Here is a 14,876-nt window from a genome sequence, read left to right on the forward strand (position 1 = left end):
ACGATCACTCAACCGGGAGCCGGCCGGCCGGAACAGGAACAGCGTCGGCACATCACCGGCACTCGGCCGGCAGGAACAGGGAGTCCGGTCAGTCGTCCAGCCCGTAGAGCCGCGCCCAGTTCTCGCGGCTGGACAGGCGCCCCGCCTCCGCGCGGAAGCGGCCCGCCACGGCGGGGGCCTCGCGCACGAAGCGGCGCAGCAGGTGGGCGGCCCGGCGGGCGAGCTGGATCGCCTCCTGCCGGTCGCGCGTGCGCACCCGGTAGCCCTGCTCGGACATGTCGGTCACGATGGCGCGCTCGAACAGGGAGACATGCCACCAGTGCGCGTCACCCGCGGGCACGGCGCCGGTGCGGTACGCCGCCCGGTCCGCCGCGTGATACGCCACCCGCTTCAGGAACGTGAGGGTCTCGGAGCCGGGCTCGTTCGCCGCGCGGACGACCGGGCGGTCGTGGAACTCGCCACCCGCCTCCGACATCGGGTGCATCACGGTCTCCGGGTAGGCCTTGCGGATCTCGCGGACACGCGCGAGGGCACCCGCCGAGCCGTCCCAGAGGATCTCGGGGCCGTTCAGGAAGTCCTCCACGGCCTGCAGCAGCGTGGCCGTCATGCCGTACTGCATCGCCACCAGCTGGTGGGAGACGAGCTGGGCGAGCCGGCCGGTGATCCGGCGGATGGAGAACCCGGAGTGCAGTGCGGCCATGATCAGCCCGTTGCGGATCGTGAAGTACCGCTGCCACTCGTCGCCGTCCTTCCACCCGAAGTCGGCGTGCCACACGCCGGCGCCGGGGAGGGAGACGGTGGGGAAGCCGTGGGCGCGGGCCCGGTAGCCGTACTCGATGTCGTCCCACTGCAGGAAGAGCGGCAGCGGGTATCCGATCTCCCGGACGACCGCGGCCGGGATCAGGCAGGACCACCAGCCGTTGTACTCGGTGTCGACGCGGCGTTCCTGGTTGATCGGCAGGTTCCGGTCGTCCAGGCCCAGCAGGTAGGCCTCGCGGAGGGCGCCGGGCATCTTCAGCCCCATCGCCAGCACCTCGGGGTCGGCGTACTCCGCCGAGATGTGCAGGTGGCCCGGGTGCAGCAGGTTGAGCATCTGCGCGCCGACGATCATCGGGTGGCGGGTGCTCGCCAAGAAGGCGGTGAGCCGGATCAGCAGCTCCGGTTCGAGGTGCACGTCGTCGTCCATGAGCAGGACGTCGGCGTGCTGGTCCAGGGAACCGTCGGTGGCGTGGATCATGCCGCGGGCGAAGCCACCCGCCCCGCCGAGGTTGGGCTGGCGGACGTAGACGAGCCGCTCGCCGAGCGCCGCGGAGATCTCGGCGAACCGCTCGCGCGACTCGATGGGGTCGCTGCCCTGGTCGGCCACGTGGACGGTGCGGATGTGCTCGAGGGCCTCGGGGTCGCGCGCGAGCGCCTGCAGGGTGTTGAGGCAGTCGTCGACGCGGTTGTGGGTGGTGATCGCGATGTCCGTGGGCGGCACCGGGCGCGCGCTCGCCACGGTCCACCGCACGTCGGAGACGGTGAGCTCGCCGGTCTCCGTCCTGATCTCGACCCACATGCCGCCGCCGTCGACGAACCGGTCGACGGGGCCGACGAGGCGCACCGCGGTGTCCTTGCCGTCCTCCACGTCGACGGAGGCGACGATCCGCCACACCTTGTTGGTGTCGGAGGCCATGAGCCGCAGCCGGCCGGTGCCGGTGGCCACGGCCGTGACCTCGACCTCGCCGACGTCGGTCCAGCGCTGCCAGTAGGTGGCGTGGAACCGTCCGAAGTAGGTGTTGGTGCTCACCAGGGAGCCGGGCGCGAGCGTCACCCGGTTCCGCTCGCGCCGCGCGGTGCCCTGCTCGACCCGCGAGTAGAGGTCCTCGGGGACGAGGGCGGACGGCCCGAAGAACAGCCCCCGCTGGGCCAGCAGCCGGGCCGGCGCCGAGCCGGTCCGCGGCTCCTCCGTGGCGGGCGTGGTGGCCCGATCCGTGCTGTCGGATGTGCGAAGCATGCGCGCGGCCGTCCTCCGGTCGTCGGTGCCGTTGTCACGGGGTCCTTGCCTGTGCGGCCATTGTGGGGGCCGGGTGGCACGGGCCGTGGTCCGGGGGTTACCCGATCGGATCGATTTCCGGCACCCGAGCCCGGCCGTCGGCGTGCCAGCCGGCCACGGTGTGCCAGGTGACGGTGGGTTCGGGGCGTGCCAACGGGGTGATCGGCAGCCAGCGGTAGAGCTGCCCGGGGTCGCGGAGCGGGTCTCCGGCCAGGTAGGTGGGCATCCGCCGTTCGGCGATCAGCATCCGTGGTGCGACGAAGGGGCCGCCGTACTTCGGCCCGTACGTGATGTGCGTCTCCGTGCTGTCCAGGGGCGGCGCGACGCGCCAGTCCGGGAGCGCCGCGGTGCCCAACGGCAGCGGCTCCGGGGTGAGGCAGGGGAACAGGAACGCCACCGGCCAGTCCAGCAGCGCGCTGGTGCCCGGCGGCAGGAGTTCCAACATCGGGGTCAGCCGCGGCGCCCGCGGGAGCGACGCCAGCGCGCGGCCGCCCTCCGGGGCGTCCACGGCCAGGCGCACGGTCGAGGCGGCAGGCGGGGCGAGCTCCCGGATGTCGTCCTCGACCGGCAGCCTCGGGGCGATCGGCCTGCGTTCCACGACCCCGGCGCCGTCGCCGAACTCGAGGAACAGCCCGTCGCCGGGCTGCAGCGTGCCGGAGGTCGTGACCACCACGGGGAGCTCCCCGTTGCGCTGCCGCGGGTCGAGCGCCGCCCACGGGGTGGTGGTCCGGCCGGCCACCGCCACCCCGGGCACGGGGCGCCCGCCCACGTCGACCAGCAGCGTGCCGACGGGGGCACCGTCCAGGGCCGGTAGCACCCCGGCCGCGGGGTCGGTCTCCACCGCGAGGCGTTCCTGCAGGCCGCAGGGGTTGCCGGCGAGGGTGGAGAGGGTGTCCGAGGCGAGTGTGTAGCTGTCGCGGTGGGTCACCGCCACCCGCACCACGGTGAGCACCTGCAGCGCCAGCACGGCAACCAGCACCACGGCGAGGACGGGGGCGGGGGCGGGCAGCCACCGGGGGAGCGGGCTGCGCGGCGAGCCGCCCGCGTCCTGCCACGTCCACCGGGCGAGCAGCACGGCCACCACCGCCCCGCCGACCACCAGCACGATCGTCGCCACCGGGATGTCCGCGACGCGGGGGGAGAGGGTGCTGAACGTCGGGGTGAACCACGCGCCCTGGTAGGGCCAGAGGTTGTAGCCGGCCAGCACGATCGCGCCGACCACGGTGGTGGCGGCCAGTCCCGCGACGAACGCGCGCGGGTGGGGCCGCAGTGGCGCCGCCGACCAGGCCACCGCCCCCAGCACGAGCACGGCTGCGCCGTATCCCGCGAGGTCGCCGAAGTGCTGGGTCCACTTCGTCGGCGACAGGGACAGCGCCGCCATGCTGATCAGCAGCCCCACGACGAGGCGCCGGGCCGGGCCCGGCGCGATCCCCACCCGCGTGCGCCGCAGCGACCACAGCACGCCGGCCGCGGCGAGCAGCGTGACCAGCACGGCGGCCCTTCTCCCGATCGCGCCCTGGAACGTCCACTCGAGCAGGCGCCGGTACCGGTCGGTCTCCTCGAACAGCGGCTGGCCACCGCCCACGGCGGTGCGCACCCGCACCGCCTCGAGCATCCCGGCGAGGCTCTGGTCGGGCACCATCAGGTACACCGCCGACGCCGCCGCGGCCACCAGCACCGCCACCAGCGCCGCCGGGTGCAGGTCACGGCGCCCGCGCAGCCGGGACAGCAGCGGGAGCCCGGCGGCGAGGAACGGGGCCACCGCCATCAGGCCGGCGGGCGTCAGGGCCGTGGTGGCGCCCGCGAGCACGAGCCCGATCGCGAGCGGCAGGAGCCGCCCGGTCGCCAGCGTCCGCTCGACGGCCAGGAACACGGCGAGCGTGCCCACGGCCACCCAGGGTTCGGGCCGCAGCCCGAGGCCGAACGGGACCCACCAGGTGGCGAACGCCAGCGCGGCGCACCACGGCACCCACCGCCGGTGCGCGAACCGCCCGAGCCGGGGCAGCACCAGCCGCGACAGCAGCCACCAGAGCAGCAGGCCGAGCAGGGTGGAGGGCAGGCGCATCCACGGCGTCGACGGCGAGACGAGCGACCACAGGTGGTAGAGGTCGTAGAACCAGCTGAACGGCGCCTCGGGGGCGTTCAGCCAGCGGTAGGCGTTGCCGACGAACCCGTTGCCGCCGATGCTGCGCACGATGCCCGCGATGTAGCCGTCGTCCACGGTGATCGCCCCGATCACCCACCAGACGCCGAGCAGCGCGGTGACCGCCGCGTCCACCGCCCGTGGCCGCCACCAGCGCCGGGGGAGCAGCCGGACGTGCCGCCCGGCCTCCCGGTCGATCCGGTGCAGGGCGGCGAGCGCGCCGAGCAGCGCGAGCACTCCGACGGCGCCGATCGCGGCCTTCCACGGCGAGATCGCGGTCTCGAAGCGGGTGTCGGTGGACAGCTGCAGTTCCACCCCCGACCGGACGTCGGAGAAGGCCCCCGCCACCTCGGGTCGCACGTCGCCGTTCCGGGCGAGCACCTGCTCGCCGTCGATGAGCACCGACGTGCGCTGCGGGTCGGAGACGACCGCGAGCGTGCAGTCGCCCGCCGGGAGGTCCACCGTGCCGAGGTCCACGCCCGCGCTCTCGACCCGCACCGCCCCGCCCGTCCCGGTGAGCAGCAGACCATGCAGTGCCGGTGCGCCCTGTGCGGTCTGCACCGGCACCGTGGACAGCAGGACCTGCTCGGGCGGCGCGTCGCGGGCCGTCGCGCAGCTCGTGCGGGCGCTGAGTTGAACGGGCTGGTAGGGCAGCAGCGGGATGGCGGCGGCGCCGTCGGCAGCCGTCCAGGAGTAGGTGGCCTCGGGCTGCTCGACCGGGGCGAAGGGGAACACCACCGCGGCGAGCACCGCGAGCAGGCCGAACACGCCGGCGGCCCGGCGGGGATCGAGCGCCGGCCGCGCGGGCGGAAGCACGCGCGAAGCCTAATTCGCGCGTGAACTCCGGCCTCAGGCCGGTTCGGGCGTCGCGGGCTGCGGCACGTCGGGGCAGCCGGCCCGGACGCTGTCGATGATCGGTTTCGCGGCCGCCTCGACCTGCGCGACGGACCCGGCAAGGGCTCCCAGCTTCGCCGAGAGCGACGCCTCGTCGCCGATCTGGGCGATGGTCGTCTCCAGCGAGGTGAGCGCCTGCTCGACCTCGGCGACCTGGGGTCCGAACTGCGCGCTCGCGGCGTCGCCGAGTTCCTTCCCCGCCGTCGCCAGGTCCTGGAGGGCCGCCTTCACCCCCTCCGTGCCGACCTTCGTCGCGTCCAGCTCCACGATCGCGTTGGCCGCGTTCTGGAACTCCACCGCGGCCGCGCACGTCTCGGGTGTGAACCCGGTCGGTGCGGGCGCCGTGGTCGGCGCCGGTACCGCGGGCGGGGCTGGCGGCGGGGGCGCGGGCTGCGCGGAGCAGCCCGCCAGCACCGCGGCGACGAATACGGCTGCCGCGGCTGCGTGTCGTGCAGTCATCACGGCCTCCTCGCGTTGTGAGGTGATGCCGGCACGACGCTCGTGCCCGCGCGGCCTGCGACGATCCCGCCGACATCGTCGAGAGCGCCGATCGCCGCCCGCCTGCCGGTCTTCGCGACGAAGCGGGCCGCGGCGTCGACCTTGGGGCTCATCGACCCGGCGGCGAATTCGTGCCCGGCCAGGTCCGCCGGGGTCACCTCGCCGAGCCGCCACTGGGTGGGCATTCCCCAATCGACGTAGACGCCGTCCACGTCGGTGGCCATGACGTAGAGATCGGCGCCCACGTCTTCTGCAAGCAGCTCACCGGCCACGTCCTTGTCGATGACGGCTTCGACGCCGGTCAGGTCGCCGGAGGCGGATCGCACGACGGGGATGGCGCCGCCCCCCGCGCAGACCACCACCGCGCCGAGTTCCACGAGCCACGAGATCGGCGCGAGCTCGACGATCTTCTGCGGCTCCGGGGACGGCACGACCCGGCGCCAGCGGGCGCCGTCCTGCCGGAACGTCCACCCGTGCTCCCGGGCCAGCACGTCGGCCTCGTCCCAGGAGCAGCCAGGGCCGACGAACGTGGCCGGGGCGGCGAACGCCGGGTCCTCGGGATCGACGGTGATCATGGTCAGGACGGTCACGACCGAAAGGTCCGGGGACAGGATCGACCGGAGCTCCTGCTGGATCAGGTAGCCGACCATGCCCTGGGTCCCCGCGTCGAGGACGTCCAGCGGGTACGGCCCCGTGCCGTCGTTCGAGCCGACGTGCAGGGCCGGCACGCCCACCTGCGGCCCGTTGCCGTGCAGCACGATCACCTCGTGGTCGTGGACGAGAGGGGCGATCGCCTCCGCCACGGCCCGCGAGCAGTACCGCTGCACCACCGTCGTCGGCGGGTCCGAGGGGCGGCGGAGGGCGTTCCCGCCGAGGGCGACCACGATTCGCATGCCAGGCCCCGTCTCTCGGCGGTCGGTCGGTGCTGCTCGGGAGCGAGGGTCCGCCCCGGACCGGTGTGGAGCATCGCCCGGCGAGGGTGAGCGACCCGGCCCCGGTGCCCGCGCCGCCGCCCGGAACGGCGCAGACCAGACGGGGCCACGGGCTCCCGCCGCGGGACGGCCCGTCGGGCCGGCGGGCGCGGTCACCCTCCGCGGGTGTGGGAGGCCGGTCGCGGCGCGTGGTGGCCTGTGCGGGCCACCTGACCGTCCACCGGCCCTCCCACGACCGGCGCATGCGGAGGAGATGGGCCATGCGGACCGACCTTCCGGAAGGCAGGGAGTCGCGCACGTCCGAGGACTGGTACGCGCGCCCGCCCGCATCGGTGGCGGAGGCGCTCGGCGTCGACCCCGGCCGCGGGCTGTCGGCGGCGGCCGCCGCGGACCGCCTGCGCTCCAATGGCCCCAACGCGCTGCCGGAGGAGGCGCCGAAGCCGGGATGGCTGCGGTTCCTCGAGGAGTACCGCAGCTACATGCAGATCATCCTGCTCGCCGCGGCGGCGGTGTCGCTGTTCGTGCAGGAGTGGGGCACCGCGGTGCTCCTGCTGTTCCTCACCGTGCTCAACGCCGTGATCGGGCTGCGCCAGAAGGGGAAGGCCGAGAGCGCGATGAACGCGCTGCGGTCGATGATGAAGGCGACGGCGCGGGTCCGGCGCGACGGCGTGGCGAGCGAGATCCCCGCCGAGGAGGTGGTGGCGGGCGACGTCGTGCTCATCTCCGCGGGCGACCAGGTGCCTGCGGACGGGCGGATCGTCGAGGCCAGCGCACTGCAGATCGACGAGTCGGCACTGACCGGCGAGAGCACCCCGGCGTCGAAGGACGCGGCCACCCTCGACGGCGCCCGTGCGCTCGGTCCCGGGGACCAGACGAACATGGCGTTCATGAACACGCCGGTGACGCACGGCAGCGGCACGCTGATCGTCACCGGCACCGGGGCGCAGACCGAGCTGGGGCGGATCTCGTCCATGCTCGCGGCGACCGCGAAGGAGAAGAGCCCGCTCACGAAGGAGCTCGACCGGCTCACCCTGTGGATCGCCGGCGCGGCGGGCCTGACGATGATCCTGATGTTCGTCCTCGGCCGCAGCCGTGGCGAGGCGTGGGACGTGCTGTTCGTCAGCGCCGTCGCGCTCGCGATCGCGGCGGTGCCCGAGGCGCTCCCGACGGTCACCCAGTGGATCCTCTCGGTGGGCGGCGTCGAGCTCGCGGACCGCAACGCGATCGTCAAGGAGCTGTCGTCGGTCGAGACGCTCGCGTTCACGTCGGCGATCAACTCGGACAAGACCGGCACATTGACGATGAACCAGATGACCGCCGTCGAGGTGGTCGACGTCGGCGACCGGTACACCGTGTCGGGGAGCGGCTACGAGCTCGAGGGCAAGATCCACCACGCGGCGGGCAGGTCGCGGTCGATCGAGGCGGCGATCCTCCCGTACGTCGTCGCGAGCGACGCCCACCTCGTCGACGGGCGGGTGGTCGGCGACCCCACCGAGGGCGCCCTGCTCGTCCTGGGGCACAAGGCCGGACTGGACATCGACGCGACGCGCGCCGCGCTGCCCCGCCTGGCCACGCTGCCGTTCGACCCGACCTACAAGATGATGGCGACCTTCCACTCCACCACCGATGCGGACGGGCGCCCGGTGGTGCGGTGCTTCGTGAAGGGCGCGGCGCCCGCGGTGATGGACCAGGCGTCCTCGGCCCTGTCCGCCGACGGGCCGGTCCGGTGGGACGCCGACCTCAAGTCCCGGGCCACCGAGCACATGGTGCGGATGGAGCGCGCGGGGATGCGGGTCATGGCGGCCGCCGTGCGCGACATCGACCCGGCCGGCTTCGACCCCGCCGGGGACCTGCTCGCGCACGTCCGGGAACTCGAGGTGACGAGCCTGGTCGGGATGGTCGATCCGCCGCGCGCCGAGTCGAAGCGGGCGGTGGCCGAGGCGCAGGCGGCCAACATCCGGGTCCGGATGGTCACCGGGGACGACGTGACCACCGGCGCCGCGATCGCCGAGCAGCTCGGCATCCCGGGCACCGCGATCCTCGGTGCCGACTTCGCCGCGCTGCCCGAGCACGTGCGGCTCGCCCGCATCGACGAGATCGGCGTGGTCGGCCGGGTCGCCCCGGAGCACAAGGTGCTGCTGGTCGACACGCTGAAGAAGAAGGGCGACGTCGTGGCCATGACCGGCGACGGCGTGAACGACGCGCCGGCCATCAAGGCCGCGGACATCGGGATCGCCATGGGTTCGGGCACCGACGTGGCCCAGAACGCGGGCCGGATGATCCTCTCCGACGACGACTTCGCGACGATCGTGTTCGCCGTCGAGCAGGGCCGGAAGATCTACGACAACCTCACCAAGTACATCCGGTTCGTGCTGCTCCTGCTGGTGGTGTTCGTCCTCACCTTCCTCGGCGCGGCCGTGTTCGACATCGCGGCGGGTGAACCGTTCACGCCCGCGCAGGTGCTGTGGATCCACTTCTTCGTGAACGCGGCCTTCGGCATCGCCCTCGGTTTCGACCGCGAGACCCCCGGGCTCATGCAGCTGCACCCCCGGCCCCGCGGGGAGTCGGTGCTGACCACCGGGCTGATGGTCACCGTCGGACTCGCCGGGCTGTACGTCAGCGCCGCGCTGCTGGCGCTGATCGTGCTCGGGGAGCAGGTGTTCGGTGATCCCGCGATCGGGCAGTCGATCGCGTTCACGTCCTTCGCCCTGTGCCTGATCGTCGCCGCCTTCGAGTGCCGCAGCGCGACCGAGAGCGTGTTCACGCTCGACACCTTCGACAGCAAGCAGATGAACCGCGCTGCCGCGATCGAGCTCGCGCTCGCCGTCCTGGTGACCCAGATGGACGTTTTCAACCGCCTCCTGAACACGGTCCAGATCAACGCGGTGCAGTTCCTCTGGGCGGTCGTGCCCGCGATCGGCCTCCTGCTGCTGTGGGAGCTGGGCAAGCTCGTCGGGAGGCGGGTGGAGCAGGCGCCGGGGCCCGCGGTCGCGGCCGGGTAGAGGAGGGATCACCCGTGGCCAAGGAGAAGAAGAAGCACAAGAAGGTGCCGACGCCGTCCCCGGCCGCTCCGGAGGCCACCGGACCGCGGCCGAGGATGAAGATGAAGGAGTACCGGCGGGCGCTGCGTCCCCTGCACGGCGAGCTCGTGGCGCTGCAGCAGTGGGTGAAGGCCACCGGCGCGAAGGTCTGCATCGTGTTCGAGGGTCGGGACACGGCCGGCAAGGGCGGCACCATCAAGGCGATCACCGAGCGGGTCAGCCCGCGCGTGTTCCGGGTCGTCGCGCTCCCGACGCCGACGGAGCGCGAGAAGTCGGAGATGTACATGCAGCGCTACGTCACCCACTTCCCCGCAGGCGGTGAGGTCGTGATCTTCGACCGGAGTTGGTACAACCGCGCAGGCGTCGAGCGGGTGATGGGCTTCTGCACCGAGGAGCAGGCGAAGCGCTTCCTCGAGATGGCACCCGCCCTCGAGCAGGCCATGGTCGACTCGGGGATCATCCTCCTGAAGTACTGGCTCGAGGTCGGCAGCGAGGAGCAGACCCGACGGCTCGAGAGCCGGATCGACGACCCGCGGAAGGTCTGGAAGCTCTCGGAGCTCGACCTGCTGTCCTACAGCCGGTGGGACGAGTACTCGCAAGCGCGCGACGACATGCTCACGGCCACCGACACGGGCTGGGCGCCGTGGTACCTCGCGCATTCCGACGACAAGAAGCGGACGCGGCTCAACATCATCACGCACCTGCTCCAGCAGGTGCCCTACGAGCCGATCCACCAGAAGAAGGTCACCCTGCCCGACCGGCACGTGCCCGCCGACGACTCGCCCCCCACCGGCCCGCGCCGGTTCATCCCCACGCCCTACTGAGCACGACCGGGCGAGGGCGGGAGGAGGCATGATCGGGGCATGACGCTCCCACTCAGCCCCGACGAGCTGCTCACCACCACCCGCTCCGTGCGCAAGCGCCTCGACCTCGAGCGTCCGGTGCCGATCGAACTGGTCCGGGAATGCCTGGAGGTGGCCCTGCAGGCACCCACCGGGAGCAACTCGCAGAACTGGCACTGGGTGGTGATCACCGACGCGGGCCTGCGCCGCACCGTGGGCGACTACTACAAGCGCTCCTACGACGCCTACAGCGACCAGCGGGCCGCCCGCAACGCGGCGCTGTCGGCCGAGCGGCAGGCCGTGGGCGCGCGGGTCGCGACCTCCGCCGACCACCTGGCGGAGCACATGGGTGACGTGCCCGTCCTCGTCCTCGCGTGCATCACGGTCGGGGAGGACTTCCCGCCGGGCAACCAGGCGGGCCTGTGGGGGTCGCTGCTCCCGGCGGCCTGGAGCTACCAGCTCGCGGCGCGGGCGCGCGGCCTCGGCTCCGCGTGGACCACGCTGCACCTGGCGTACGAGAAGGAGGTCGGCGAGGCGCTGGGGATTCCGCCGCACGTGCGCCAGGGCGTGCTCCTGCCGACGGCGTACTACACCGGCGAGACGTTCAAGCCGGCGCCGCGCGAGCCCCTCGACACCGTGCTGCACCTCGACACGTGGTGAACGACTGGTAGCACAGAGTGCTCGTGGATGGGGATAGACACGCCGGGGAGACCGGGTGAACTGCACTCGATCGGCCCAGGCGGGCAGAAACGGTCCGTGAGCGCTACGGCCAAGTCGGTACGTTCTGGGTGTCACTCGCACCGCTGGTCAGACGGGGTTCGTTTTCCCGAACGTGACGATCCCACGCCCGGCGGCCACCCCATCCGGTACTCGAACGGCATCCTCCGGTGAGATCCGGGGCCTGACGGGGCTGCGGGCGGTCGCGGCGGTGTGGGTCGTGCTGTTCCACTTCCACTTCACCCCGCTGCCCGGGGTGGCCGAGGTGGCGGGCGTCCTGGGGCCGCTGGTCACCTCCGGGGCGCTGGGCGTGGACCTGTTCTTCGTGCTGAGCGGGTTCGTGATCGCCCACACCTACCTCGACGAGCTCGGTCCCGGCCTGCGCGTCCGGGGCACCGTCCGGTTCCTGTGGGCGCGCGCCTGCCGGCTGTGGCCGGTGTACCTGCTGGTGCTGCACGTGTTCGGGGCGTGGTTGATCCTCCGCGCCACGCTCGATCCCGCTGGGCCGATCGCGTTCCAGGCCGTGCAGCCGGTGCTCGACGTGGGGCAGTACCTGCAGCAGCTCGTGCTGGTGCAGCTGTGGGACGACCCGTACTTCGACGGCGCGTCCTGGGTGGGGTCCACCTGGTCGATCAGCGCCGAGTGGCTCGCCTACCTGCTCTTCCCCGTGGCCGCGCTCGTGCTGTTCCGGATGCGCCGGCTGCCCCTCGCGGTGCTCGCTGGCGGCTCGGTGCTGCTGATGGTCCCGATGGCCTGGTCCTACCTGGCGCTCGGCAGCCCGTACTTCCCGTGGAGCTGGCTGGTGCGCATCCTGTGCGGTTTCGGGGCGGGTGCGCTGGCCTACCTCGTGGTCCGCGGGCTGCGCCGCACGCAGGCGGTGCGCCGGGTCGCGTCGGTCGTCGCGGCGGTGGTGCCCGTCGTCGTCGCGGCCGGCCTCCTGCTCGGCGAGCTCGCCGGGCCCGGCCGGGGCGGCGCCGTGATCGTGCTCTTCCCGGTGCTGGTGGCAGCGCTCGCGGTGGCCGACCGGGGCCCGGCGATGCTGCTGTCCACGCGCGTGTTCGGCTACGGCGGGCGGCTGTCCTACGGCCTCTACCTCGTGCACATCCCGCTCTTCGAGGTGTACTGGTTCGCCCTCGAACGCACCCCGTGGCTCGCCGCCCCGACCATCGGTGCCCACGCCGTCGGCGTGGTGGTGCTGCTGTCCACGCCGGCCGTGGCGGCGTGGACCTACCACCTCGTGGAGGAGCCGAGCCGGCGCCGGCTGCGCGCGCTGGCCCCGGCCGTCGAGCGGCTGCCGCTGCGCCTCGCCATCGCGCTGCAGCTCCTGCGCGCCCGCCCGATCGCCCTACCAGACGTCGCCGCCTCCTCCGACGGCGCGCTGGCCACCGCGGCCGCCCGGTTCGCCGCCAAGCGCGAGGCCCACGCCCGGCTGGCGGGCGCGGACGCCGGGGCGCTGTCGCAGCCGCGCCACGCCGCGTCGCCGCTGCGGCCCGCCACGCTCGCCACCGCGCTGGCCAAGGCCCAGCACCGGCGCGCGGCGCACCGCAAGGAGTTGGACCTGTGGGCCGACTACGAACGTGCCGAGTACATCCGCGGCGGCTACCTGCACGCCGGTTTCTGACGGGGAACCCCGCCGACGCGGCTCAGCCGGGGAGCCGGCGGAACACCGCGCGCGGCAGGTGCCGCAGCACGCTCATCAGGACGCGCACCGGCGCGGGCGCCCACACCAGCTCGCGCCGCTTGCGCACCGCGTCGACCGTGATCGCGGCCACGACCGCGGGGGTGGTGGACAGCGGCGCCGGCGTCCTGCCCTCGGTCATGCGGGTGTGCACGAAGCCGGGGCGCACCACCGTGACGGTGACACCGTGGGGGCGCAGCGCCTCGGTGAGGCCGGAGTAGAAGACGTCGAGCCCGGCCTTGGTGGAGCCGTAGACGAAGTTCGACCGGCGGGCGCGCTCGCCCGCCACCGACGAGTAGGCCACGATCGCGCCGTGGCCCTGCTCGCGCATCCGCTCGGCGAGCGCGACGCCCACCGTCACGGCCGCGGTGTAGTTCACCTGGGCGAGCTGCGCGGCGTACGACACGTCGGTCCAGGCCCGCTCGTTGTCGCCGAGCAGGCCGAACGCCACGACGGCCACGTCGATGTCGCCGCCGGTGAAGGCCTTGCGGACGACGTCGGCGTGCGTGTCGAGGGCCTCCGCGTCGAACGGCAGCAGCTCCACCGCGCAGCCGCGGGCCTCCAGCCGGGCGCGGGCGGCGTCGAGCCGCTCGGACGGGCGGGCGGCGAGCACCACCCGCAGGGGCCGGTCGTTCGCGAACGCCTCGACCACCGCGAGGCCGATCTCGGAGGTGCCGCCGAGCAGCAGGATGCTCTGGGGGTTGCCCACGGCGTCGATCACTTCGTCAGCTCCAGTCTGCGGGACATGTCGGAGGCGAAGACCCCCTCGGGGTCGACGGCGTCGCGCACCTTGCGCCACTCGTCGAAGCGCGGGTAGCCGGCGCGGAACTTCGCGGCGCTCACCCGGGACTCCTTCGCCAGGTAGAACCGGCCGCCCGCGCCGAGCACCAGATCGTCCAGCTCCTCGCAGAGGCGGTGCAGCCCGCGCGCGATCGGGAAGTCCACGGTGATCGTCCAGCCCGGCCGGGGGAACGACAGCGGCGCCGGGTTGGCGTCGCCGAACCGCTTGAGCACGTTGAGCCCGGACGCGTGCGGCGACGCGGCGATCTTCTCGACGATCCGGCGGAACGCCGTCTCCTCGCCGAACGGCACGAGGAACTGGTACTGCAGGAAGCCGCGCTTGCCGTACACGCGGTTCCAGTCGCCGAACAGGTCGAGCACCTGGTAGAAGGCGGTGATGTTCTGGATCGAGCCGCGCTGGCGCTTGGGGGCCTTGCGGTACCAGAGCTCGCTGAACGCCCGCAGCGTGTACCGGTTGGCCAGGCCGTTGGGGAACACGTCGGGGAACGACAGCAGCTGCGGCGCGTCGAACTTCAGCGGGTCGCTGCGCAGCTTCGGTGGCAGCTGGTCGACGGTGGCGAGCGAGCCGCGGGTGAGCACCGCCCGCCCGAGCTGGGCGCCGGTGGTGGTGGTGTCGAACCAGGCGGCCGAGTAGCCGTACGTGTCGTCCGAGCCGTCGGTGAGCAGGCCCATCAGCTCGTCGAGGTCGGCCGTGCGGTCGGTGTCCACCACGAAGTACGCCGACTCGGTGCGGTGCAGCTGCACGGTGGCGCGCACGACCACGCCGGTGAGGCCCATCCCGCCGACGGTGGCCCAGAACAGGTCGGCGTCGGGTCCGTCCGGTGTGAGGCTGCGGACGGAGCCGTCGGCGGTGACCAGGTCGATCGAGCGGACGTGGTTGCCGAAGCTGCCCTTGGTGTGGTGGTTCTTGCCGTGCACGTCGGCGCCGATCGCGCCGCCGATCGTGACCTGCCGGGTGCCCGGCAGCACCGGCACCCACAGCCCGTGCGGCAGCGCGGCGCGCATGAGCGTGTCGAGGCTGACGCCGGCGTCCAGGTCCACGATGCCGCTGCCGGCGTCGATGGAGTGGATCGTGGCGAGCCCGGTCATGTCGAGGACGGTGCCCCCGGCGTTCTGGGCGGGGTCACCGTAGGAACGGCCCAGACCGCGGGCGATGACGCCGCGCGGGCCTGCGGCCCGGACGGCGGCGGAGACGTCCTCGGGGGATCGGGGGACCAGCACCTTCGCGGTGGTGGGCGCGGTACGTCCCCAACCGCGCAGGCTCGTGGATTCGGGCATCGCGGGCCAGGGTAGCG

10 protein-coding genes are annotated in these 14,876 nt (G+C 73.2%); 4 read left to right on the top strand and 6 right to left on the bottom strand.

The annotated features are described in order from the left end of the window. Positions 1-88: 88 nt before the first annotated feature. The 4 genes from ACFPL3_RS07930 to ACFPL3_RS07945 all read right to left on the bottom strand — a co-directional run bounded on the left by ACFPL3_RS07930 (position 89) and on the right by ACFPL3_RS07945 (position 6,463). Positions 89-1,996 (bottom strand): glycosyltransferase, encoded by a 1,908-nt coding sequence (locus ACFPL3_RS07930; protein WP_343941937.1) that lies wholly within the window; start codon positions 1,994-1,996, stop codon positions 89-91. Positions 1,997-2,093: 97 nt separating this feature from the next. Beyond that, on the bottom strand, positions 2,094-4,994 hold the full coding sequence (locus ACFPL3_RS07935; protein WP_343941938.1) for an arabinosyltransferase domain-containing protein: 2,901 nt from the start codon (positions 4,992-4,994) through the stop codon (positions 2,094-2,096). A 33-nt stretch (positions 4,995-5,027) separates the two neighbouring features. Next, the gene (locus tag ACFPL3_RS07940; RefSeq protein WP_343941939.1) at positions 5,028-5,531 is read right to left on the bottom strand and encodes a hypothetical protein; all 504 of its coding nucleotides are present in this window, start codon (positions 5,529-5,531) and stop codon (positions 5,028-5,030) included. After that, positions 5,531-6,463, bottom strand: a complete 933-nt coding sequence (locus tag ACFPL3_RS07945) for a carbamate kinase (protein ID WP_343941940.1) — start codon at positions 6,461-6,463, stop codon at positions 5,531-5,533. The genes ACFPL3_RS07940 and ACFPL3_RS07945 overlap by 1 nt, the downstream gene beginning before the upstream one ends. A 299-nt stretch (positions 6,464-6,762) precedes the next feature. Between ACFPL3_RS07945 and ACFPL3_RS07950 the strand changes: the two genes are divergently transcribed. The 4 genes from ACFPL3_RS07950 (at position 6,763) to ACFPL3_RS07965 (ending at position 12,723) form a co-directional block, all read left to right on the top strand. Beyond that, a complete protein-coding gene (locus ACFPL3_RS07950; RefSeq protein ID WP_343941941.1) occupies positions 6,763-9,504 on the top strand; it encodes a cation-translocating P-type ATPase in 2,742 nt (913 codons plus the stop codon). A 14-nt stretch (positions 9,505-9,518) separates the two neighbouring features. Then, a complete protein-coding gene (gene ppk2, locus ACFPL3_RS07955; protein WP_343941942.1) occupies positions 9,519-10,367 on the top strand; it encodes a polyphosphate kinase 2 in 849 nt (282 codons plus the stop codon). A 39-nt stretch (positions 10,368-10,406) separates the two neighbouring features. Next, entirely contained in the window at positions 10,407-11,045 is a 639-nt protein-coding gene (locus ACFPL3_RS07960) for a nitroreductase family protein (protein WP_343941943.1), read from the top strand. 172 nt (positions 11,046-11,217) lie between these two features. Then, entirely contained in the window at positions 11,218-12,723 is a 1,506-nt protein-coding gene (locus ACFPL3_RS07965) for an acyltransferase family protein (RefSeq protein ID WP_379588653.1), read from the top strand. A 22-nt stretch (positions 12,724-12,745) separates the two neighbouring features. On the opposite strand, the gene ACFPL3_RS07970 is transcribed toward ACFPL3_RS07965, so the two are convergent. Together ACFPL3_RS07970 and ACFPL3_RS07975 are read right to left on the bottom strand one after the other, a co-directional pair. Next, the gene (locus ACFPL3_RS07970) at positions 12,746-13,501 is read right to left on the bottom strand and encodes a decaprenylphospho-beta-D-erythro-pentofuranosid-2-ulose 2-reductase (RefSeq protein ID WP_343943309.1); all 756 of its coding nucleotides are present in this window, start codon (positions 13,499-13,501) and stop codon (positions 12,746-12,748) included. Then, positions 13,498-14,859 (bottom strand): FAD-binding oxidoreductase, encoded by a 1,362-nt coding sequence (locus ACFPL3_RS07975; RefSeq protein ID WP_343943308.1) that lies wholly within the window; start codon positions 14,857-14,859, stop codon positions 13,498-13,500. The genes ACFPL3_RS07970 and ACFPL3_RS07975 overlap by 4 nt, the downstream gene beginning before the upstream one ends. Positions 14,860-14,876: the final 17 nt, after the last annotated feature.

It is taken from the genome of Pseudonocardia zijingensis, from assembly GCF_042657305.1.
GTDB classification, from domain to species: domain Bacteria; phylum Actinomycetota; class Actinomycetes; order Mycobacteriales; family Pseudonocardiaceae; genus Pseudonocardia; species Pseudonocardia zijingensis.